Genomic DNA, 21,351 nt, shown 5'->3' with positions numbered 1-21,351 from the left:
CCCTCCCGCCGGTGGGCGCACTCGTCACACGACGGCGTAGGCCTCGGCCTGGCGGTCGATGAGGTGAGGGGTGATGCGGTCGAGGACCAGCTGCTGGTACGCGGCGCTCTCGCGGTGGGCGGCCAGCGCCTGTTCGTCCTCGTACTCGGCGAAGACGACGAACGCGGACCGGTCGCGCAGGGAGCGGACCGCCCGGAAGGAGAGCACGCCGGGCTCGGCCAGCGCGGCCTCCGTGACGGCGGGGAGCAGGTCGGCGACGCTTTGCTCGGCGCCGCTGTCGGCGAGCCAGTCGCTGATCACGACGAGGGACACGGCGGGTCCTTCCGGGTGGTGCGGGGCGGCCCGGCCAGGTGGCCGGGCCGCCGGGGGGCGAGGGGATCAGGGGACGGTGACGACGATCTTGCCGCGGGTGTGGCCGCCGGCGTTGAGGCGCTGGGCGTCGGCCGCCCGCTCCAGGGGGAACGTCGCCGCGACCTCGACGGTGAGCCGGCCGCTCTCGGCGAGGCCGGTCAGGGCGGTGAGGTCGGCGACGTCGGGGCGGACGAAGACGTACTGGCCGCCGAGGGCGAGGACGGCGCCGTCGGCGACGGAGGCGAGGCGGCCGCCGTCGGCGAGCAGGGCCGGCGAGATCCGGAGGGCTTCGCCGCCGACCAGGTCGAGTACGGCGTCGACGCCGTTCGGGGCCAGCGCGCGGACGCGGTCGGCCAGGCCGTCGCCGTAGGCCACCGGCTCGGCGCCGAGGGTGCGCAGGTAGTCGTGGTTGCGCTCGCCGGCCGTGCCGATCACCCGGGCGCCCAGGGCGACGGCGATCTGGACGGCGAGCGAGCCGACGCCGCCGGCGGCCGCGTGGACCAGCACGGTCTCGCCCGGCTTGAGGTCCAGGGCGCGGGTCAGTGCCTGGTAGGCGGTGAGGCCGGCCAGCGGCAGGCCGGCGGCCTGGGCGAAGTCGAGGTTCGCCGGCTTGCGGGCCAGGGTGCGCACGGGGGCGGCGACGTACTCGGCGAAGGTGCCGCGGCGCACCACGTCCTCGCGGACGTAGCCGATCACCTCGTCGCCCGGAGCGAACTCGGTGACCCCGGGGCCGACCCGCTCCACCACGCCGGCGACGTCCCAGCCGGGGATCACGGGGAAGAAGACGTCCAGCGCGCCGTCGAGGTAACCGGCCTGGATCTTCCAGTCGACCGGGTTGACCGAGGCCGCGGCCACCCGGACCAGAACGGAGTCCGGGCCGAGCTTGGGCTCGGGCACCTCGCCGTACTCCAGGACGTCCGGACCGCCGTAGCCGCGGTAGGTGATGGCCTTCATGGTGGTGCTCCCTGCGACAAGTATTGAGTCACTCGATGGTTCATGTGCTCAAGTAATGTCGACGGTAAGGCTGAATGGTTGAGGGTGTCAAGTAATCGTCCGGCCTCCCCGGCAGTCGTCCGGAAGGGTGACCGGGGGCGGGTACAGGAACAGGGACCGGTGCCCAATGGCGCCGGTCCCTGGTGGGGCGGGGTGGGTCAGTGGCGGTCGGGGGCGTACGGGGGGTGGGCGTCCTTCGGGGTGAAGGCCGTGGTCCAGGGGGTGGTGAACGCACCTGGTGCGGGACGGTGGTCCGCTCCCGCACCAGGACGTTCGACGGACTACCGGTCAGAGGGAGCTGGTTATCACCGTGCCGGTGTGGTTGCCGGGGATGGTGGAGAGGTTGAGGGCTTCGGGGGTGGCCCAGGTGCCGTCGGCGTGACGGGCGGTGAGGAGGACCTTGTTGTCGTTGGTGGTGACGGCGAACTGCGCGTCGGTGTCGACGGGGGCGGAGCTGATGCCGGTGCCGGAGATGCTCCCGACGACGTCGACGAGGGAGGTCATCGGCGACCAGCTGCCGCTGGCGTAGCGCAGGGTGTGGTACTGGCCGTCGCTCGCGACGAGAGCGAGGTTGAGGTCGTTGTTCTGGCGGGCCACGGTGACCGCCGTCACGGGCCCGGTGGCGCCGGCGGCCTCGGCGACCGAACCCCAGAGGGACCAGCTTCCGCCGGCGTTGCGACGGGTGTGGTAGACCTTCCCGCCCGACACGGCGGCGATGTGCAGCTCACCGCCCACGGCTCCGGCGGCGGAGACAGAGGTGATGTCGTTGAGCGGGCCGGTGACCTCGGTGACCACCTTGAACGAGGTCCACTGGCCGTTCGCCGAGCGGACGCTGTGGAACAGGATGCCGTCCGCGACGACCACCACGTGCAGGTCCTCGCCCACCGGGGCGATGGTGACCTGGGTGATGTTGCCGAGGTCGGAGACGGTGGTGTTGACGTCGACGAACTTCTGGCCCCAGCCGCCGTCGAGATTGCGGATGGCGTGGTGCAGGTGCCCGTCACCGCCGAGGGCGACCACATGGGTGGCGGTGTTGATGCCGGCCGAGGAGACCGCGCGCACGCCGCCGATGTTGCCGGCCGCCGCCTGGACGTCCTCGTACGGGGTCCAGGAACCGTCGTAGAGGCGGGACGCGAAGTAGAGGTTGGCGTCGCTGCGCACCAGGGCCTGGGTCTTCCAGCCCACGGCCTTCGCCCGGGTCTGCTGGACCCAGCCGGCGATGTTGTCGGTGCGGGAGTTGTAGGCGCCGGTGCGGGTCTCGGTGGCGGGGACGCCCAGGCAGCCGCCCTGCCAGGAGCGGGAGGCGACGGCGACCAGCTCGGCCCTGCCGTTGACCTCGCGGACCACGGGGGCGCCGGTGTCGCCCTTGCAGACCGCGGCGCCGCCGGTGCCGGTGGTGCCGATGCCGGTGGCGCTCACCGTGTCGAGGGAGAAGGCGCCGGTGTGGAGCTTGAGCGGCACCCACTCGTTCTTCGTCTGCCCGTACCCGGGCACGCGCAGGGTCTGCCCGGCGGTGGGTGCGGTGGTGGAGACGGGGAGCGGGGCTATGCCGTCGACGGGGGTGGCGAGGCGGGCCATGACGAGGTCGCGGTCCTGGCGCGGCACCAGCTCGGCGATCTCGGCGGTCTGGCCGGCGGAGGTGGTGAGATCGGTACGGCCGACGGTGGCGGTGGTCCTCCACTTCGGCGCGCCGGCCGCCAGGGCCTGCGGCTGCGCCGGGTCGTCGGCGAAGCAGGAGGCGGCGGTGAGCACCCAGCTGCGGTCGACCAGTGCGCCGGTGCAGGCGCGCAGGTTGTCGCCGATCACCAGGCGCGCGGTGAAGGCGTAGGAGCCGTCGGCGGCCGCGGCGCCGGAGACGGCGCCGGCCGGGGGCGTGGCGAGGGTGGTCAGGGCGCCGGCGGCGAGGACGGCGGCCAGGGCGCCCGCCCGGAGGTTGCGGGGCGAGGAGGTGCGAGGCATGAGTGGGTCCCCCAGATGAGATGTGGATGCGGGTGGTGGCGGTGGTCAGCCGGTGACGGTGAGTTCGACGAGGCTGGCCGCAGTACCGGTGGAGCCGATGCCGACGGACGTGAAGCCGTTGGTGGGGACGTCGACGGTCTGCGAGGTGCCGCCGCTGGTGAGGCCGGCGCGGACCGAGCGGCCGCCGCTGGTCTGGAGGTAGAAGACGTCGGGCAGCTGCAGGGAGAGGGTTCCCGTCGTGCCGGCGACGGTGAAGCAGATCTGGTTGTCCGGGTTGCCCGGGGCCAGGGTGCCGATCTGGATCTGGGTGGGCTGCTTGCAGTCGGCGAGCAGGATGTGGCCGTCGCCGCGCAGCAGTTTGACCTTGGTGATGGCGGCGGCGCCGGGGTAGGTGAAGTCCTCGATGGCCGGTGGTGCGGCGGAGTTGTCGGCGGGCGGCGGGGTGGTGTCGGCGGAGGCGATCGCGGTCGCGCCGCCGAGGGCGGCGGCGGTCACGGCGGCGGTGGCCAGCCAGCGGCGGGCGGTGGTGCGCAGGGGTTGGTGGGTCACCTGGGGCTCCATTGGTGAGCGGGGAGCAGGGCCTGGGCCGGCGGAGGTCAGCCGGTGACGCGCAGTTCGAGGAGGGTGGCGGGCTTGCCGCTGCCGGAGCCGCTGCCGATGCCGACGGGGACGGCGGTGCCCTTGGCGATGTCGACGCTCTGGGAGACGCCGTCACTGGTGAGCTTGGCGTTGATGGAGTAGTCGTCGGTGCGGATCCGGAAGACATTGGGCACCTCGACGGCGAGGTAGCCGGTGCTGCTGGTGGCGCGGAAGCAGATCCTGTTGCCGCTGCTGTTGGGCAGGTCCCAGCTGAGCACGCTGATCTGGTCGTCGACGGCGCAGTCGGACAGCACGATGTGGCCGTCGCCGCGCAGCAGCTTCACGTTCGGGAACGGGGCCGCGCCCGGGTGCATGAAGTCCTCGACGGCGGGCGGCGCGGCCGAGTTGTCGGCCGGGGTGCCGTCGGCGGAGGCGAGTGCGGTGACGCCGAGCGTGGCGGCCACGACGACTGCTCCGCCGACGATCCAACGGGACAAGCCCTTTGACATACCTAATCCTTTGCGTTCATCTCGCGTTGCCCTGACGGGCAGATTCTCGGAAACGGATGACGGGCCTGAATGGAGACGAACCAGCCACTCGCGACGCGACGTCATTTCCACTGCGGTTGGCCGAAATTAGCCGCCTCGCGGCCATCAAGCCCGTCGGCGGAGTCCGGTTCATCGAACCAGAAGGGCTGGTGGTCGGACAACCGCTTTCGGGGACTGGCCAGGCAGGATGTCACGCTTTCCGTGCCATTGGGTGCTTGCTGGCGATGCCGTTGCATTTGCTTGGCTTCGCTCGCCCTCGGGGGTTTCATTGGATTTGTCGTGACGGGCAACTTTCTGACTTCGTAGACGCTCTGATGTGGCGTCACCTATCGTGGAGCTCCGCTGCGGCCGGGATTCGGCCGACGTCGACAGTGGAGGTTTTCCCGTGCACCCTTCGATATCCCGTTCACGGCGGCAGGGAAGGGGCAGGCCACCACTACTGGGCAGGCTCTCCTTGGGCCTGCTGCCCCTCGCGCTGACGGCCGGCCTGGTGGGGTCGGGCGTTCAGGCCGCCGCGGTCGAACCGACCGGCGGGCCGGTCGCGAGCGCCCGCGAGCGCGCGGTGGAGGCGTGGCTCAACAGTGGACCTCGCGTGCACGCGCTGGCCGAGGCCGCGCTGGCCGGCTCCGACCAGGACGTGCAGCGGTTCGTCGACAACGAGCTCGCCGGGGCCCAGCACGCGGACGACCTGCTCGCCGCCACGCAGATCTCCAGCGTGGGCGGGCCCAAGGTCCGCGAGGCCGCCGACAAGGCCATCGACGGCACGGCTGACGAACTGCGCACGTTCCTCCAGAGCGGCTGGCAGGAGGCCCTCAACGCCGACCGGCGCCTGTGGATCACCCGGATCACCGACCCCGCGATGGGCGCCGGTAGCAGCCTGCAGGCCGCGGGCGACACCGCGCTGCGCAGCAACACCGGTGACGACCTGCAGCGTTTCCTGACCGAGACCCAGTTCACGGCGAAGGACGCCGACGACCGGGTCAAGCTGGTTCAGATCCTCAGCACGGGCGGCGCGAACACCCAAGCCGCGGCGCGTGCGGCGCTGAACGGCACGATCCAGGACGTCCGCGACTTCCTCACGTCCGGCCAGTACATCGCGCAGAACCGTGACATGGAGCGCGCGAGCATCGCCCTGCTGGTGCAGCAGGCGAAGGACGCGGGCGCGCAGGCGGCCCAGGAGACGGCCGCGGCCATCGAGGCCAAGAACAAGGCGGTCTCCGAGGCGCAGAAGGCCATGGAGGCAGCCGCCCGGGCCGCGTACGAGACGCAGCAGGCCGGCAACGACTCGGCCAAGGCCACGGAGGCGGCGAACAAGGCCGCCAGCGCGGCCGAGCGCGCGGGCGCGGCCGCGAAGACGGCGCTGACGGCCGCCCGCGCGGCCAACGCGGGTGCGCGGGCCGCCGCCTACGCGGCGTCGAACGCTGCCGCTGCCGCGGCCGGGGCCCAGCGGGCCGCCGCCGCCGCGCGGACCTCCGCGGCGGCCGCGGCCGGTGACGCGACCAAGGCGCACGAGGCGCGGGTGGCGGCGGATGCCGCCGACGCGGCCGCGAAGCTGGTGGAGGCCGCGAAGGACACGCTCGGCCACGCGGACAAGGCCCTCAGCGACAGCCAGGCCGCGGCGGGTGCCGCGCTGAGCGCCAAGGGCAACGCCGACGCCGCGGCGGGTTCCGCCGAGCAGGCCGGTGCCTACGCGGACAGCGCCGGCGGCCAGTCGGCGAAGGCCAAGCAGGCGGCGGCGGCGACGCGCCGTCAGGCCGCCGAGGCCGGCCGTGCCGCCGCCGCCGCGCAGCAGCTGGCCGGGGAGGCCGCGACGCAGTCGCAGGCGGCCACGGCGCTCCTGAAGTCCGCGGGCGAGCACGCCGCCGCGGCGGCGCTGGCCGCCCGGGACGCCGCCGACCACGCCGGCGAGAGCGCGAACGCCGCGCAGCTGTCAACCGACCACGCGAACGCCGCCTCCGGATTCGCCACGGACGCACAGACCGCGGTCGACAAGGCCAACGCGATCCAGGACCTGGCCCGCCGCACCGAGGCCGAGGACCTGACCAACCGAACCGCGGTGGCCGTGGAGAAGGCCCGCCAGGCCAGGGCCGACGAGGCGGAGAAGCAGGCGCAGACCGACCAGGCCGCCCAGGAGGTCCAGAAGGCCAGGGCCGAGGCCGCCCGACTGGCCCAGCTGGCCAACCAGCCCGGCGCCACCCCGGCGCAGGTCGCCACCGACGGCCGCAAGCTCGCCATGGTCTCCCGCAAGATCTCCGGTTCCTGGGGGAACGTGGCGGCCGTCGACGCCCTGTCCGGTGACGACGCCGCCGTGTTCGCCTACGTGAAGACCGGGCGACGGGAAGCCGAGGAGCGCGACGCCCGCGACAGTGTCGCCGCGATCCACAAGAACTCCGACAGCGAGGCGGTCCGCACCGCGGCCTACACCGCGCTGCAGGGCGGCGACCCCGCCCAGATCGGCGCCTTCCTGACCAGCGGTCAGTACGAGGCCGCCGCGCCGGAGAACCGGCTGACGATCACCCGCATCACCGACAAGGCCGGCCCGGCCGTCAAGGCCGCCGCCGACGAGGCGCTGCGGGTCAACACCCCCGCGGTGCTGCGGGACTTCCTCGGCAAGGGCCTGGCGGACGCGCAGGCCGCCGATGACCGGCTGACCGCCACCCGGCTGGAGGACGCCCCGGCCACCGAGCCCGAGCTGAAGGCCGCGGCGAAGGTCGCCCTCGAAGGCCCCGTCCAGGAGCTGCGCGCCTTCGTGGCCGAGGGCCAGTACACCGCCCAGCAGAAGGACCGGCTCACCGCCGTCCACGTCGCCGACGTCAAGGGCCTGATCGCCCAGGCCACCGCCGCCGCCGCGACCGCCGCCCAGAACGCGGCCACGGCCCAGGCCGCCGCCGCCGTGGCCCGCGCCGCCTCCGAGGAGGCCAAGGGCTACGAAGCCGCCGCCCAGGCGTCGGCCAACACTGCCACCGAGTACGTCGCCAAGGCCCAGGCCGCCGCCGACGCCGCCCAGGCCGACGCGGCCAGGGCCGCGGCGTCCGCGAAGACCGCCAACGCGGCCAAGGCCTCGGCCAACCGCGACGCCGCCAGCGCCGTCCACTCCGCCAACCGGGCCGAACAGTCGGCCCGACAGGCCCGGTCGGCCGCGACCGACGCCAACAACTCCGCGGCCGAGGCCCGGGCCTCCGCGGAGGCCGCAGGCAAGGACGCGACGGCAGCCCAGGCCGCCGCCGACGACGCCCGGGCGAACTACCAGGCCAAGTTCGACGCCGAGCAGAAGGCCGAGGTCATCAGGCTCGAGGCGGAGCGCCAGGACGCCGAGGCGCAGGCACAGGCTTCCAAGGAGAAGCAGGACGCTGTCGCGGGGATCGAGGAGGAGATCAAGAAGGCGAAGGAGGACAACGAGACCTCCAACGCCATCTACCGTCTCGTCTCCGAGACCATCCACCTCACCCTCGACGTCATCGGCGGTGCGGGCGGCGTCATCGCCCCCGGCCTCGCCGACATCGCCGACCTCGTCAACTGCGCCTACTACGCCGTCGAGGGCAAGACCACCGAGGCGGTCACCTCCTGCATCGGCGCGATCCCCTTCATCGGCGACGGCGCCGCCATCGCCAAACTCGCCCAGTGGGCCAAGAAGTTCGGTTCCTGGGGCAAGAAGGCCGTCGAGTTCATCCAGAAGCTCGTCAAGCGAGTCCCGCCGTCCTGCCCGCTGAACAGCTTCCCGGCCGGCACCCGCGTCCTGATGGGCGACGGCTCCACCCGGACGATCGAGGGCGTCAGGATCGGCGACGAGGTCCTCGCCACCGATCCCACCACCGGGCTGGTCGTACCCCGCCGGGTGTCGGACACCATCTACACGCCGGACGACCGGGACTTCACGGACATCTCCCTGGGCGCCGGACAGTCCCTGACCAGTACCGACCACCACCCCTTCTGGTCCGAGAACCGGAAGAACTGGATCGACGCCGCCGATCTCGAGCCCGGCGACGAACTGCGCGACCCGGCGGGACAGCCCCGGCGCATCGAGGGCGTCCGGCACTGGAACACCCTCCAGGGCGCCTACAACCTCACCGTCGACGAACTCCACACGTACTATGTGGTCGCGGGCGACACGCCGGTGCTGGTTCACAACGCCAACGGGCCGCTGTGCCTGAAGGTCCCCGCCGACGAGGTCGACCAGCTCTTCCACCCCGCCACCTACGAATCGGGTCAGAAGCAGTTCCTGGATCATTTCAAGAGGCACGGGGAGCCGCTTGGCATGACTCAGCAGCAGTATCTCGACGCGGCCAAGTCGCTGGCTCAGCGTCTGAAGCAGCCGGGCCCGAAGCCGGATTGGAAGGCCAACCTCAAGGACATCGGATTCGCCGAGAACAAGGAGAAGGGAATAGCCTATGTCAATCCGGCCACGCAAGAGTACCTGCTCATATCGCAGAAGGACGGCAGGATCGTGTCGTACCACCCTCCCCAGCCCGGTAGCTGACGGTCGCGAGGACTCGTGGAACTGAGCTTCGCGGACGCCTACACCCTCTGGCGCGGTCATCCGTTTCCGCCGTACGGCAGCACCCGGGAGTTGGGAGTGCTTCGTGCCGATCTCGGCACGGCCTACGAATACGTCATGGTGGTCCACGCCTACATGAGGACCGGTGAGTTCAGGCCGTCGGGTGCGGATGTCCTGGCGGAGCTCGACGACGCCATCGCCCGGGCCGACGCATTGTGCGCGGAATACTCGGGGGAAGACCTGGAGGTCGCGAGGGAGATGCGCTCGTACGCGGCATTGCTGGCGGTCGTGTACCAGGGTTTCCTCAAGGCAGGTGAATCCGTCTAGGCGGTAGTTCCGTCGAATACAGAACGCCCGGCCGGGGTTTCCCGGCCGGGCGTTCCGCGTGTGCGGCCGGCCGCTACAGGGCGGTGAGGCGCTGGGCGAGGGTGCGGGCGTGGCTGGCGGCGGCGGGGCCGCGGGTGGGGTCGGGGGCCTCGGAGAGGAAGACCAGGGCGAGCATCAGGGCGGCGTCCAGGCGGCAGGCGAGGAGGCAGGGGTCGTCCTCGGCGGGGACGGGGGTGACGGTGGCGTAGCCGGCGCGCAGGGCGGGGAGGTCGAGGTCGTTCTCCGGGTAGCGGGCGTACTCGGCGAGGCGGCCGAACTCCAGGGCGGGGGTGCCGAGGAGGGCGTTGGACCAGTCCAGGAGGGCGGTGGTGCGGCCCTGGTGGCGGCGGATGTTGGAGCTGCGGACGTCGAGGTGGAGCAGGCCGGCCTCGGTGAGGGAGGAGAGGTGCCGGGCGAGCAGGTCGGCGGCCGGGGGCTCGGGCCAGTCGTCGACGAGGCGGGCGAGTTCGGCCCAGCGGCGGCCTATCCGGGTGATGAGGGCGTCGGCGGTGGTGCCGCCCTCGGCGGCGACGGGGCGCAGCCGCGGCGGGGACAAGCGGTGCAGGTGGGCGAGGAGTCGGCCGAGGGCGTGGGAGTCGAGCGGGGAGCCGTCGTCCGGGACGTAGTCGGAGAGCAGGACGTCGGGGGAGTTCGGGTCGTCGGCGAGGACCATCTCCCGGGCCCGGGCGACCGGCAGGCCGTGCTCGGCCAGGTGCCGGGCGACGGCGTACTCCTGGACGAGCAGGGCGCGGGTGTCCACGTGCGGGTCGTTGGCGTTGGAGTCGAAGCGCCGGTGCGCGAGCCGGACGGCGACCGGTCCGCCGTCCCGCCCCTGAGCCCGGAAGACGGTGAACTCCAGGCCCTTGCCGACGAGTTCGAGGCCGCTCAGGCCCCACTGCTCGGCCAGCCGGTCCAGTACGGTGAAACGCTCACTCATGCTGCATCCTCGGGGGTCTTGCGACGGTCGGTCACGCTGCTGTCGGTCATCCTGCCGTCCCGAAGCAGGGTGTAGGCGATCGGCAGGCAGGTCAGCAGGGTGACCACGCCGCCGAGGGCGAAGGCGGCGCGCGGCCCGGCCGAGGCGCTCACCCGGCCGAAGACCAGCGCGCCGAGGGGCATCGTGCCCCAGGCGAACAGCCGGTAGACGCCGGTGGCCCGGCCGAGCATCCGGTCCGGGATGATCGTCTGGCGCAGCGAGACGGCGACGACGTTCCACACCATCAGGGCGAAGCCGGTGACGCAGTAGGCGACGGTGACCACGGCGACCCGGTCGGTGGCGGCCACCGCCAGCCCGGCGATGCCCATCAGGGCCAGGTTGCCGACCAGTGCGGGGACCCGGCCGATCGCCGTGGTCAGCCGGCTCGCGACCGTGCTGCCGACCACGCCGCCGACCGCCCCGGCGGCCAGCAGCGCCCCGTACGCGGCGTCCGGGAGCTCCAGCACGTCGCGCACCAGGATGACGAAGACGGCGATCTGGCCCAGGTAGACGGCGTTGATCACGCCGGCGGAGACGGTCAGGGCGCGCAGCAGGGGGTCGCGCAGGACGAGCACGACGCCCTCGCGGATGTCGGCCAGCAGGCGGGGCCGGTCGGCCGTGGGCTGGCGCTCGGGCTCGGCCTCGGGGCTCCGCACCCCGCGCAGCAGCGCCGCGGAGAGCAGGAAGGAGACCGCGTCGATCAGCAGCGGGACCGCCCGGCCGACCGTGAACAGCACGCCGCCGACCACCTGCCCGAGCAGGTCGCGGCCGACCGTCTGGACCGCGAAGAGCCGGCCGTTCGCCGACTCCAGCCGCTCCTTGGGGACGACGCTCGGCAGCAGGGCGAAGGACGCGCAGTCGAACAGCACCTCGCCGACGCCCAGCAGGAACGCGGCGGTGAGCAGCGGCCAGAAGGTCAGCCAGCCGGCGGCGAGCAGCACGACGGTGAGGATCAGCACCGCGGCGCGCAGCAGGTCGGCGAGGACCATCAGCAGGCGCCGCTCGAAGCGGTCGGCGTACGCCCCGGCGGGCAGGCCGAACAGCAGCCAGGGCACCGTGGTCGCGGCGGTGACCGCGGAGACCTGGAAGGCGTCGTGCAGCACCGCCGTGGACAGCAGCGGCAGTGCGGCGAAGCGCATGCCGTCGCCGACCGCGGAGGAGGCCGCGGCGCCGATGACCCGGTGGTAGCCGGAGTCGGGGCGGACGGTGGTGTCGGTGCTCACCCGCGCGGCTCCGCCGGGTCGGGTCGCTCCGCCGGGCCGGGCTGCCCGGCCGAGAAGACGGCGCAGCGCAGTTCGCTGGTGTACCGGTGGCCGTCCACCTCCAGCCAGCGCTGGTCGGGGGCGGGCAGCATCTCGGAGATCTCCAGGGTGCCCTCGGCCTTGGCGGCCAGCCGGCCCAGCTGGCGCACCAGCAGGGGGGACTCCCAGTCGACGTAGACCGGCTTCGGCTCGCCGGGGACCTTGACGAAGACGTGCCGGGGCAGCCGGTGCTCGGCGCGCAGCCGGCAGGCGGCGACGAACTGGGCGGCGTCGTCGCGCCCCTTCTGCCGGCCGAAGGCGGTGGTGTCGCGCAGCCGGGCGGCGGGGATGCGCCAGGTCTCGCGCTGCAGCACGACGCGGCCGCAGCGGATGCGCGGGATGTGCGCCAGGTCGGGGGCGTCCAGCCCGGCGCCGCCGAAGTGGCGGGGGAAGGCGAACGGGGAGAGCGGGTCCTGCCGGATGCTCGGGCCGCCGGCCGGGGGCGCCATCAGGCGCAGCCGGCCCTCGACGCCGTGGGCGCGCAGCTCCAGCCGGCCGTCGCGCAGCACCAGGTACAGCTGGGAGGGTTGCAGCACCCGGTCGCGGGACTGCGCGGAGCGGCCGTAGACCTCCAGGTCGTGGCAGGGGTAGACGAGTTGGGTGGAGGACTTGTCGGGGTGGCCGCGGGACAGGTTGGCGAGCACCTCGTCGTCGGCGAGCAGCGACTGGTAGCCGCGGTACACCTCGGAGAGCAGTTCGGGGGTGTGCTCCTGGATCAGCGGGCCGAAGCTGGTGTGGGTGATGACCTCCCGCACCGCGTGGCAGTCGCCGATGACGGCGGTGAACCGGCCCTCGGCCAGGTCCTCCCGGCTGCGGGCGGCGAACAGGATGTCCGGGTCGCAGACCGCGGGCGGGCTGCTCGGCTGGGCGGCGAGGACGGCCGCCATCCGATCCCGGTCCACCACGACCTCGGAGCGGTCCGGGTCCGTCGCGGCCTCGCCGAGCAGGGCGGCGCCGATCGCCCGGTCCAGCTCGGCGAGTTCGGCCTCGACGGCGAGGCACTCCCGGGCGATGGCGTCCCGGTCGCGGAAGAACTCGGCGTAGAGCACGTCCAGCGGGATCTCCACCCCGGGGCCGAACCGCTCGGCCACCCACCGGGTGAGGATGACCAGTTCGCGCCGCATCCGCAGGCGGGGCCCGGCCAGCACGGTCTCGTAGACGATGGACAGCTCGTCCGTGATGAAGCGGGCGAGGTCCGGGCCGACGGTCAGGTCGGCCGGCCGGCCCCGGGCCTCCTCGAAGAGGATGCTGCGGTCGGCGTAGTGCAGGCCGCTGTTGCGGTTGGCGGGGCCCCCGGTCAGCTCCTCGAAGCGGGCCTTGGACTCGGCGAGCGCGGCCGCGCGCTCGGGCAGCGGCAGCCGGGCGAAGCGGGCCAGGTCGGCCTCGAAGCCGTCGATCGCGGTGAGCAACGGGGCGGACAACTCGGCGGGGGCGGCGAGCAGTTGCTCGCGCAGGGCGGCCAGTGGCCGGTGGTCGCCGATCGGGATCTCGAACTCGACGACCAGCCAGTCGAGGTCGGCGAGTTCGCCGAGCACCTTGTCGAAGGGGACGGGGCAGCGCAGTTCGTCCTGCCAGGCCCGCCGTAGCTCGCGCAGGGTGCGTTCGCCGTCGCAGTGCTCCCACAGCCAGGCCTCGTACGGTTCCACCCGGCGGCCGCCGAGGTGCTGGAAGTCCCAGTCGGTGTCCAGGCCGTCGCGGGTGGTGAAGGCGTACAGGTCGATCCGGCCGTCGCGCAGGAAGGACAGCGGGCGGCGCCGGGGCCGGGCGTGGTCGAGCAGGCCGGGGACGGCGGCGGCGCTCTGGGCGAGCTTCTCGGCGGCCCAGTGGCTGAACAGCGCCCGCCGTTCCAGCTCCCGTTCGCCGGACCAGGTGATGCCGGGGGCGGTGCCGACCCGGCCGGGGGTGTAGGGGCCGAAGTGCGAGTGGGTCTCGTTCTTGGTGGTGACCCGCTGGAGGTACATGGTGAGCAGGTCGGTCATCTTGCGGGTGCGCCGGCCGGTGCCGCCGTCGTGGGCGTCGAGCCAGGCGGCGAAGGTGGGGTAGGCGGAGTCGTTGGAGAGCAGCAGGACCTGCCGCAGGCGTTCGTCGCCGAAGGCCTCCACCACGGCGGCCCCGGCCCGGTCGAGGCGGTCCTGGTGCCGGGCGGCGAACGCGGTCTGCTCCTCGGCGAACCGCCGGGCGGCGTCCTGGTAGGCGCGCAGGGTGGCGGCCGCCCCGTCGGGTACGGCGGCGGCCGCGGCGGCGAGTTCGGCCTCGGGGACGGGCAGCAGGAAGCCGGCGGGGGAGGACAGCCTCGCCGCGCCGGGCACCGGGTGCCGGCGCAGGGCGGCCTTGAACTCGTCGGCCAGGTCCTTCAGCCGCAGGCCGTGGTCGACCAGGTCGCGGGCCTCCTCGGCGGCGGCGGGGTCGGCCAGCGGCGCGAGCAGTTCCATCGAGAAGCCGGCCTGGCGGAGCACGACGACCGGCGCGAGCTGCCAGGCGACGCGCGCACCGGGCTCGGTACTGGTCTGGGGGTCGTTGACGGTGGTCACAGCCTCACCTGGGGACTCGTGCGGACGGGGGGACGTCGGTCGTGGCGGCGGTGCCGGGGACGGCGGTGGTGCCGGGGACGGCGGTGGTGCCGGGGACGGTGGTGCTGCCGGACGGGACGGCGGTGGGGCCGGTCGTGGCGGGCGGAACGGCGGACCGCACGCCGGCGCTGCCGGACGGCCGCCGGTCGTGCAGGGCGTCCAGGACGGCCAGCGGTTCGGCGGGCAGCGCGGGCAGCAGGCCGGGGCGCGGCGCCCACGGCTTGACCCGCACCCCGTGGTAGTCGGACCCGGCGGTGGCGACCAGGCCGAGCCGCTCGGCCGCCCCGGCGAGCCGGGCGCTGTCGGCCGGGGTGTGCCAGCTGGTCCACACCTCCAGCCCGGCGAGCCCGGCCGCGCGCAGCGGCTCCAGCAGCGCCGCGCACTCCGGGGTGTCCAGCCCGGCGGTGTGCGGGCCGGGGTGGGCTAGGACGGCGACCCCGCCCGCCTGCTCGATCCAGGACAGCACGTCCACCAGGTCGGGGTTGACCGGGTGTTCGACGTGCAGCGGCCGACCGGGCCGGCACCAGTCGGCGATGAACCGGGCGAACCGGTCGTCGCCGTCGGCGTACGGGGCGAACCGGGGGTCGTCCCGCGCCGCCTCCAGCAGCAGGGCCAGGTAGTCGTTGACGTAGGCCACCCGGTCGCCGCCGACGCGGCGTTCGACGTCCGCCCGGTCGAGCGGCACGCCGAGGGCCCGAGCCCGGTCGGTCCAGGTGCGCCACCAAGCCAGTTCGGCGTCGTGGACGCGCCCGATCCGCTGCCGGAACGGTTCGTCGCCGGGGTCGACGAAGTAGGCCAGGCAGTGGGTCTCCTCGCCGCGCCAGGTGGTGGTGATCTCGCAGGCCGGTACCACGGTGAGGCGCCCGCCGGCGGCCCGCTCGAAGGCGGCGACGCCCGCGACGGTGTTGTGGTCCGTCACGGCGGCCACCCGCAGCCCGGCCTCCACGCACCGCCGGGCCAGCTCGGACGGGGCCTCGTCCCCGTCCGAGTACCGGGTGTGCAGGTGCAGGTCGACCGGGGTGGCCAGGGTGGCGGGCGCCCCCCGCATCAGCCGGCTCCGGGCAGGGTGCGCCGCCAGGAGGCGGCCAGCCAGCGCTCGTACTCGGGGCCGGACGGGTCGTCCACGACCAGGCAGAGCGGCTCGATGATCCGCCCGGCGCCGCCGGCCAGGCCGCCGTGCAGCATGGTCAGGTTGTGGCCGAGCAGCAGGTCGCAGTGCTCGCCCGGGGCGAGCACCTCCCAGCGCCGGCGGAACGCCGCCCAGGTCAGGCCGGTGGCCGTCAGCAGCTGGTGGCAGAAGAGCCGGGCCGCCTCGCCCCGGCACTCGCCGCAGGCGCAGCCCTGGGCCAGCAGCACCGCGGCGGGGTAGCGCCGCCGCTCCTCCTTGGTCAGCACCGCCTCGCTGTGGTGGAAGGACAGGCCGTGCCAGAACGGCTCCTCCAGCCCGAGCATGGCGCCCACCGAGGGGTAGGCGCAGCCGTGCTCCGACTGGCGCGCCAGGCCGCGGCTCAGGTTGTCGCCGAGCCAGCGGGCCGCGGTGGCCGCCGGGTCGTCCCCGCGGTCGATGCCGCGCCGCTCCAGCACGTCGTCGATCACGCCGAGCCAGTCGTAGTACGTGGTGACGCTCAGCCCCTCGCCGACCTCGGGCAGGAAGATGCCCTGGTACATCTTGTGCGCGGGGGTGGTGGTGTACCCGGAGTCGCCGTAGGTGCGCCGGGCCGGGTCCCAGTCGGGGGCGTCCTGGAGGCTGGGCGTCAGGTACGAGCAGTGCTGGCCGTCGTGGTGGGGCAGCAGGGTCCGGGTGGTGTAGCCCTCGGGCACGTAGGTCTGCTGCGCCCGGTCGACCTCCAGCCGCATCCGCGCGGGGGCGCCGCGGGCGATCAGCGCGGTGCGCACGCGCTCGACGATGCCGGTGGACAGCCGGCGGCTGTCCTCGATCCCGAGCCGGAGCCGGCCGATCCGGAAGACCGCGTAGCCGACCCGGTGGATGACCTCGACGGCCTCGGCGGCGAGGGCGTCCAGCGCGTGCTCGCGCTCGGCGGGGGCCCCGGTGACCAGCCGGGAACAGTCGAACTGCGCTTCGTGGGGCGTGAATCTCACCGGTGCTCCAGGGGTGCGGAGGTGGGGCCGGGGGCCCAGGGCGCGAGTTCGGCCGGGGCTCCCTCGGTGCGGAACAGGAACTCGAAGAGCAGCCGGGCGGCGATCTGCGCGGTGCCGCCCGACGGGTCGTAGCGGGGCGCGATCTCGGCGATGTCGACGGCGCCGACGGGCAGCGCCCGCAGCTCCTCGTAGACGTCGAGGAGGTCGCCGATGCCGATGCCGCCCATGGTGACGTGCCCGGTGCCGGTCGCCGCGGCGCTGTCGAGCACGTCGATGTCGAGGGAGACGTAGACCGTGTCGCAGCGCGAGCCGAGCTCCTCGATCACCGGGCGCAGGGCCGCGGCGGCGCCGTCCCGGGTGATCTGGGAGCCGGGCACGACGTGGAAGCCGCTGTCGATCAGGCCGCGGAACTGGTCGTACTTGGTCACGTCCCCCACGCCGACGAAGGCGATGTCCTCCGGGCGCATCTGCGGGATCTCGCTGATCCGGCGGGAGTTGGAGCCGTGGTAGAGCGGCCCGTGCAGGGTGCTCCAGTTGCCGAAGTCGAAGTGGTGGTCGATGTTGACGAACCCCACCCGGCCGGCGCCGCGGTCGAGCCGTCCGGCGCGGAAGCCGGCGAAGGTGGGGAAGGTGCACGAGTGGTCGCCGTTGAGGAAGACCAGGTTCGGGGCGTTGCGGCTGAGCCGGCGGCTCTCGGCGGCGACGGCCTGGAAGGTCTTCACCGTGTCCGTCGGGTAGATGTGCAGGTCGCCGGCGTCCGCGACGCGGGGCGCGTGGTAGCGGAAGGTCTGCCCGGTGCGGGTGTCCAGCATCCGCCACTGGCCGAGGCTGGTGAGGTAGCTGGAGAAGACCAGGCTGGCCTGGCGGATCGCCCGCGGCCCCTCCGCGGCGCCGGGGCGGGAGCTGGCGGTGGCGTCGAAGGGCACTCCGGACACCACCCAGCCCCGCTCGCCGACGTCGACCTGGTCGGCGGTGGTGGTGGGGGCGCCGAAGAGGGTGCCGACGCCGGCCCAGCCCGGCAGCGGGTCCTGCTCGAAGTCCTCGGGCTTGACGCTGTTCTGGAGCGCTTCGAAGTCGGGCAGCTCGGTCATGTCAGTTCTCCTGCACGGCGGGTGCGACGGGTGCGGCGACGGGCAACGGGTCGCGGATGATGGCGTGCGCGGCGGCGATCTTCTCCTGGAACAGCTCCCAGCTGTCCTCCGGGGACAGGTGCCGGGGCCGGTAGACGACCGGGGCGTCCTCCCGCCAGTCGGCGAAGTCCCAGTTGAAGATGCGCTCGCGCAGCCGGGGGAAGTCCGGGGTGAGCGGGTACGGGACGAAGTTGTAGAGGTTGAAGAGCCACAGCGCCGATTCGTTCTCCCGCATCCAGCTGACGGTCTGGCCGTGCGCGGCCTCCGTCTCCTCGTCCAGGCCGCCCATCATGTTGAGGACGATCTTCAGCCCGGCGTCGCTGAGTTGACGGATCTTCGAAGTGTAGTCGTCCAGGCCGCGGGAGAGCTTGTTGAGCCGCTTCAGCATCTGCGAGTCGGCGGACTCGAAGCCGAGCTCCACGGCGACGACGCCGAGTTCGAGCATGGCCTCGACGATCCACTCCTTCACCTGCATCACGTGGGTCTGCACGATGAAGCGGTAGCCGGGGCGGTCCCGGAAGACGTCCAGCAGGTTGGCGACGGCCTCGCGGGACTGGCCGAAGGTCTTGTCGCCGATGTAGAAGAGCCGGGTGTCCGGGAACCGGCTGGTCAGCTCGTCCACCTCCTGGGCGAGCGCGTCCTTGGCGACCAGGGTGAGCTGCTTGCTCCAGGCGTCGCCGCAGAACGAGCACTGGTACAGGCAGCCGTGGCTGGCGTTGAGCCGCAGCAGCGGCACCCGGCCCTGGTAGCCGCCGAGGTGGCGGTAGTCCGGCGCCCAGGTGATCCGGTCGGACACCAGGCCGGGCAGCAGGGGCTTCTCCAGGCTGCCGCCGGACCCGGAGGCGAGTTCGACCAGCCGGCGCACGAAGGTCGCGTCGAGCTGGCCGCGGTGCACGGCGTGCACGGCGCCGTCCGGGGCGAGCGGGGCCATGTTCCCGCCGAGGACGACGCGCCGCCCGGCGTGCTCCAGCCGCTTGGCCACCTCCAGCGCGAGGCGGAGGTTCTGGGCGAGCGGGGACATCAGGACCAGGTCACCGGGGGCGGTCGCGTCGAGCAGCGGCTCGGCGCAGTCCTCCGGCTCGGCCGGGGTCCGGGACAGGTCGCGGAAGACGGAGTCCAGGCCCGCGGTGTTCAGCAGGGCGGTCAGGTGGGCGACCCACAGGGGCATCTCCCACAGGCCGTCGGTCGGGATGAAGTACTCGGGCAGCAGGGCCCGGAAGCGCCGGTCGTAGTCGTCGTAGTAGCGCGACAGGTTGGGGTCGGGGTCGTGGCTGGAGGGGAAGGGCAACTGGACGATGCAGCTCTTGGTCATGGCCGTGCCTTCGGTCGGTGAGGGCGTGGGGTCCTCGACGTGGAGCACTCAGTGGTTACGGCGCGAGAAGACCGCACAGCGCAGCTCGCTGGTGTGACGTTCTCCGTCGATGTCGAGCCAGAGGTGCTCCGGGGCGGGGAGCATTTCGCTGAACTCCAGGGGAACGGCCGTCCTCCGGGCGAGCCGGAAGACCTGCCGGACGATGAGGGGCGAGTCCCAGTCGACGTAGACCGGTTTCGGCTCGCCGGGGATCTTCAGGAAGCCGCGGCGCGGCAGGCCGAGTTCGCGGCGCAGCCGGCGGGCGGCGGCGAACTCGGCGGCGTCGCCCTTGGACCGGTGGACGCCGGGGCTCCAGCCGCGCAGGGCCTCGGCGGGGACGCGCCAGCGCTCCCGGTGCAGCACGATCCGGCCGCAGCGGATCCGGGGCACGTGGTCGCGGTCCCGGTCACGGATGCCGACGCCGCCGAAGTGCCGGGGGAAGGCGAACGGGGAGAGCGGGTCCTGGCGGATGCTGGGGCCGCCGGCCAGCGGGGCGAGCAGCTTCAGTCGGCCCTCGACGCCGTTGGCGCGCAGTTCCACCCGGTCGGGGGTGGCCACCAGGTACAGGCCGCCGGGCTGGAGGACGTCGCCGCGGGCCTTCGGGGAGAGCCCGTACACCTCCAGGTCCGGGCAGGGGTAGGTGAGTTGGGCGCCGGTCTTGTCGGGGTGCGAGCGGGAGAGGTCGACCAGCACCTCGTCCTCGTCGAGCAGCCCCTGGTAGCGGGCGTGGATCTCGTCGAGCAGCTCCGGCGCCTCGGCCTGGAGCATCGGGGCGAAGCTGGAGTGGGTGAGCGCCTCGCGCACCGCGTGGCAGTCGCCGACGACGGCGAGGAAGTCGCCGCGGGCGATCGCGGCGGCGTCCGGCGCGGCGAGCATGACGTCCGGGTTGCACAGCGCGGGCGGGGTGTCCGGGTGGCGGGCGAGCAGCTCCTCCAGCCGGGCCCGGTCGACGACGCTCTCGTGCCGGCCGTCCTCGGCGCCGTCCAGCAGCAGGTCGACGACCTCCCGGTCGAGCGCCGCGATCTCCCGGTCCACCTCCTCGCACTCCACGGCGAGCCGCGGCTTGTCGGCGAAGAAGGCGGCGTAGAAGTCCGGCAGCGGTACGGGCGTGCCGAGGCCGAAGCGCCGCGCCGTCCAGCGGTGCAGGACCGCCAGTTCGCGGCGCACACGCAGCCGGGGGACGAGCAGCGTCAGGTCGTAGACCGCGGACAGCTCGCGGCTGATCAGCCCGGCGACGTCCGGGCCCAGGACGACGTCCCGGACCGGGCTGTACGCCTCCTCGTACAGGATGGCGCGGTCCGCGTAGTGGCGGCCCTCGGAGCGGTTGGCGGCGGCGCCGGTGACCTCCTCGAAGGTCGCCTTGAGCTCGCCGAGCAGGGCCGCGCGCTCGGCCGTCGGGCCCTCGGCGAAGCGGCGCAGCCCGTCCTCGAAGCGCCGCACCACGGCGCGGTCGGGGGAGTCGTCGGCGAGGTGGCCGGCCAGTGAGCGCAGCACGTCGGTGGACCCGATCGGGATCTCCCAGCGCCCGATCAGCCAGTCCTGGTCGACGAGTTCGGCCAGCACCCGGTCGAAGCTCCGGTCGGCGGGGCGGTCCGGGCGCCCGGCCCAGGCGGCGCGCAGCTGCGCCACCGTGCGCTCCCCGTCGCAGTGCTCCCAGAGCCAGGAGCGGTCGGCGTCGAAGGTGTCGGACTTCACCGCGACGAAGCGCCAGCCGTCCGGCATGCCGGTGGTGGTCTCGAAGGCGTACAGCCGGACCACGGGGCCCTCGGCGAAGGCGAGCGGCCGCCGGCGGGGGCGCACCGTCTCGAAGGTCTCCGGCCGGGCGCTGAACACCTCGGCCAGCGCCTCGCCGGCCCAGTGGCTGAGCAGGGCGATCCGGCGCAGCGGGCCGGTGGACCAGGTGACGCCGGCGGCGGCGGTGCCCTCCGGCGCCGTCCGGGCGACCGCGAGCGGGCCGAAGTGCGAGTGGGTCTCGTTCTTGGTGGTGACCCGCTGGAGGTACATGGCGAGCAGGTCGGTCATCCGCCGGACGTGCCCGTCCGATCCCTCGCCGCCGGAGGCGATCCAGGCGGTGAACTCCTCGAAGCGGGCGTCGTTGGACAGCAGCAGGACCTGCTGGAGGGAGGGTTCGCGGAACAGGTCCACCACGGTGCGGCGGGCGTGGGCGAGGTCGGCGGCGTGCTCCTGCTCGAAGGCCGTCCAGTGGGCGTCCAGGGCCTGCGCCGCGTCCTGGTAGCGCTTGGCGCAGTCCAGGGCGGCCGGGCCGAGTTCGGCTTCGAGCCGGGTGAGGTCGGCGGGCGGGAAGGGGCGGAGCATGCCGACGCCGGAGGCGAGGTCGCCCCGGGTGCCGGCCCGCTCCGCGCGCAGGGCGGCCTTCAACTGCCGCCCCAGCTCCGCGGCTTCGTCCCGCAGGGCGAGCACGGTGTCGGCGGCCCGGGTGGTCGAGGGGGCGACGACGCGGTCCAGCAGCGAGAGCGGGTAGCCCGCGTGGCGGAGCATCGCGACCGGGGCGAGCGACCAGCCGGTGCCGCCGTCCGGGTCGGCTCCCGGGGCGCGGCCGGCTCCCGGGCCGGGTTCCTCGGGAGTCCGCGTGTCGTCCGGGCGCCGCTTCGTCTCGTTCAAGATCGCCCCC

15 protein-coding genes are annotated in these 21,351 nt (G+C 73.6%); 2 read left to right on the top strand and 13 right to left on the bottom strand.

The genetic code is table 11. The features are described 5' to 3' along the window. Positions 1–24: 24 nt before the first annotated feature. The 5 genes from ACIQI7_RS33425 to ACIQI7_RS33405 form a co-directional block, all read right to left on the bottom strand. A complete protein-coding gene (locus ACIQI7_RS33425; RefSeq protein WP_401117385.1) occupies positions 25–312 on the bottom strand; it encodes a putative quinol monooxygenase in 288 nt (95 codons plus the stop codon). A gap of 66 nt (positions 313–378) precedes the next feature. Further along, positions 379–1,305: an NADP-dependent oxidoreductase gene (locus tag ACIQI7_RS33420; RefSeq protein WP_401117383.1), complete on the bottom strand. Its 927-nt coding sequence runs from the start codon at positions 1,303–1,305 to the stop codon at positions 379–381. Positions 1,306–1,632: 327 nt separating this feature from the next. After that, positions 1,633–3,303, bottom strand: a complete 1,671-nt coding sequence (locus tag ACIQI7_RS33415) for a trypsin-like serine protease (protein ID WP_401117381.1) — start codon at positions 3,301–3,303, stop codon at positions 1,633–1,635. Positions 3,304–3,348: 45 nt separating this feature from the next. After that, positions 3,349–3,852: a hypothetical protein gene (locus tag ACIQI7_RS33410; protein ID WP_401117379.1), complete on the bottom strand. Its 504-nt coding sequence runs from the start codon at positions 3,850–3,852 to the stop codon at positions 3,349–3,351. Positions 3,853–3,899: 47 nt separating this feature from the next. Then, on the bottom strand, positions 3,900–4,391 hold the full coding sequence (locus tag ACIQI7_RS33405) for a hypothetical protein (protein WP_401117377.1): 492 nt from the start codon (positions 4,389–4,391) through the stop codon (positions 3,900–3,902). 493 nt (positions 4,392–4,884) lie between these two features. On the opposite strand from ACIQI7_RS33405, the gene ACIQI7_RS33400 reads away from it, so the two are divergent. Beyond that, positions 4,885–8,907 carry a polymorphic toxin-type HINT domain-containing protein gene (locus tag ACIQI7_RS33400; RefSeq protein ID WP_401117375.1) on the top strand — a complete coding sequence of 1,341 codons (4,023 nt, stop codon included), beginning with the start codon at positions 4,885–4,887 and terminating at the stop codon, positions 8,905–8,907. A gap of 15 nt (positions 8,908–8,922) precedes the next feature. Beyond that, complete coding sequence (locus ACIQI7_RS33395) at positions 8,923–9,252, top strand: hypothetical protein (RefSeq protein WP_401117373.1); 330 nt, start codon at positions 8,923–8,925, stop codon at positions 9,250–9,252. Between the two features lie 73 nt (positions 9,253–9,325). Here ACIQI7_RS33395 and ACIQI7_RS33390 read toward each other — a convergent pair whose 3' ends face one another. The 8 genes from ACIQI7_RS33390 to ACIQI7_RS33355 are packed head-to-tail and all read right to left on the bottom strand — an operon-like array spanning position 9,326 to position 21,341. Beyond that, complete coding sequence (locus ACIQI7_RS33390; protein WP_401117371.1) at positions 9,326–10,228, bottom strand: phosphotransferase family protein; 903 nt, start codon at positions 10,226–10,228, stop codon at positions 9,326–9,328. After that, positions 10,225–11,490 (bottom strand): MFS transporter, encoded by a 1,266-nt coding sequence (locus ACIQI7_RS33385; RefSeq protein ID WP_401117369.1) that lies wholly within the window; start codon positions 11,488–11,490, stop codon positions 10,225–10,227. Before ACIQI7_RS33385 ends, ACIQI7_RS33390 begins: the two co-directional genes overlap by 4 nt. Next, positions 11,487–14,099, bottom strand: coding sequence for a lantibiotic dehydratase (locus tag ACIQI7_RS33380; protein WP_401117367.1), 2,613 nt, complete (start codon positions 14,097–14,099; stop codon positions 11,487–11,489). Before ACIQI7_RS33380 ends, ACIQI7_RS33385 begins: the two co-directional genes overlap by 4 nt. A 4-nt stretch (positions 14,100–14,103) precedes the next feature. After that, positions 14,104–15,186, bottom strand: a complete 1,083-nt coding sequence (locus ACIQI7_RS33375) for a PHP domain-containing protein (RefSeq protein ID WP_401117365.1) — start codon at positions 15,184–15,186, stop codon at positions 14,104–14,106. Next, the gene (locus ACIQI7_RS33370; RefSeq protein WP_401117363.1) at positions 15,186–16,238 is read right to left on the bottom strand and encodes a hypothetical protein; all 1,053 of its coding nucleotides are present in this window, start codon (positions 16,236–16,238) and stop codon (positions 15,186–15,188) included. Before ACIQI7_RS33370 ends, ACIQI7_RS33375 begins: the two co-directional genes overlap by 1 nt. Continuing rightward, a complete protein-coding gene (locus ACIQI7_RS33365; RefSeq protein ID WP_387758601.1) occupies positions 16,235–17,329 on the bottom strand; it encodes an arginase family protein in 1,095 nt (364 codons plus the stop codon). The genes ACIQI7_RS33370 and ACIQI7_RS33365 overlap by 4 nt, the downstream gene beginning before the upstream one ends. 1 nt (position 17,330) lies before the next feature. Then, positions 17,331–18,680, bottom strand: coding sequence for a B12-binding domain-containing radical SAM protein (locus ACIQI7_RS33360; protein WP_401117360.1), 1,350 nt, complete (start codon positions 18,678–18,680; stop codon positions 17,331–17,333). A gap of 48 nt (positions 18,681–18,728) precedes the next feature. After that, positions 18,729–21,341, bottom strand: coding sequence for a lantibiotic dehydratase (locus ACIQI7_RS33355; RefSeq protein WP_401117358.1), 2,613 nt, complete (start codon positions 21,339–21,341; stop codon positions 18,729–18,731). Positions 21,342–21,351: the final 10 nt, after the last annotated feature.

Origin of the sequence: Kitasatospora sp. NPDC092039 (assembly GCF_044756065.1) — a bacterium.
GTDB lineage: Bacteria > Actinomycetota > Actinomycetes > Streptomycetales > Streptomycetaceae > Kitasatospora.
The sequence above is the reverse complement of the archived record's forward strand: the minus strand, read 5'-3'. Positions and strand labels throughout refer to the sequence as shown.

Bases quoted from the DNA above. Each gene is read 5' to 3' on its own strand.
- ACIQI7_RS33420 (WP_401117383.1), bottom strand. From the start codon at position 1,305: ATGAAGGCCATCACCTACCGCGGCTACGGCGGTCCGGACGTCCTGGAG.
- ACIQI7_RS33415 (WP_401117381.1), bottom strand. From the start codon at position 3,303: ATGCCTCGCACCTCCTCGCCCCGCAACCTCCGGGCGGGCGCCCTGGCC.
- ACIQI7_RS33405 (WP_401117377.1), bottom strand. From the start codon at position 4,391: ATGTCAAAGGGCTTGTCCCGTTGGATCGTCGGCGGAGCAGTCGTCGTG.
- ACIQI7_RS33390 (WP_401117371.1), bottom strand. From the start codon at position 10,228: ATGAGTGAGCGTTTCACCGTACTGGACCGGCTGGCCGAGCAGTGGGGC.
- ACIQI7_RS33375 (WP_401117365.1), bottom strand. From the start codon at position 15,186: ATGCGGGGGGCGCCCGCCACCCTGGCCACCCCGGTCGACCTGCACCTG.
- ACIQI7_RS33365 (WP_387758601.1), bottom strand. From the start codon at position 17,329: ATGACCGAGCTGCCCGACTTCGAAGCGCTCCAGAACAGCGTCAAGCCC.
- ACIQI7_RS33360 (WP_401117360.1), bottom strand. From the start codon at position 18,680: ATGACCAAGAGCTGCATCGTCCAGTTGCCCTTCCCCTCCAGCCACGAC.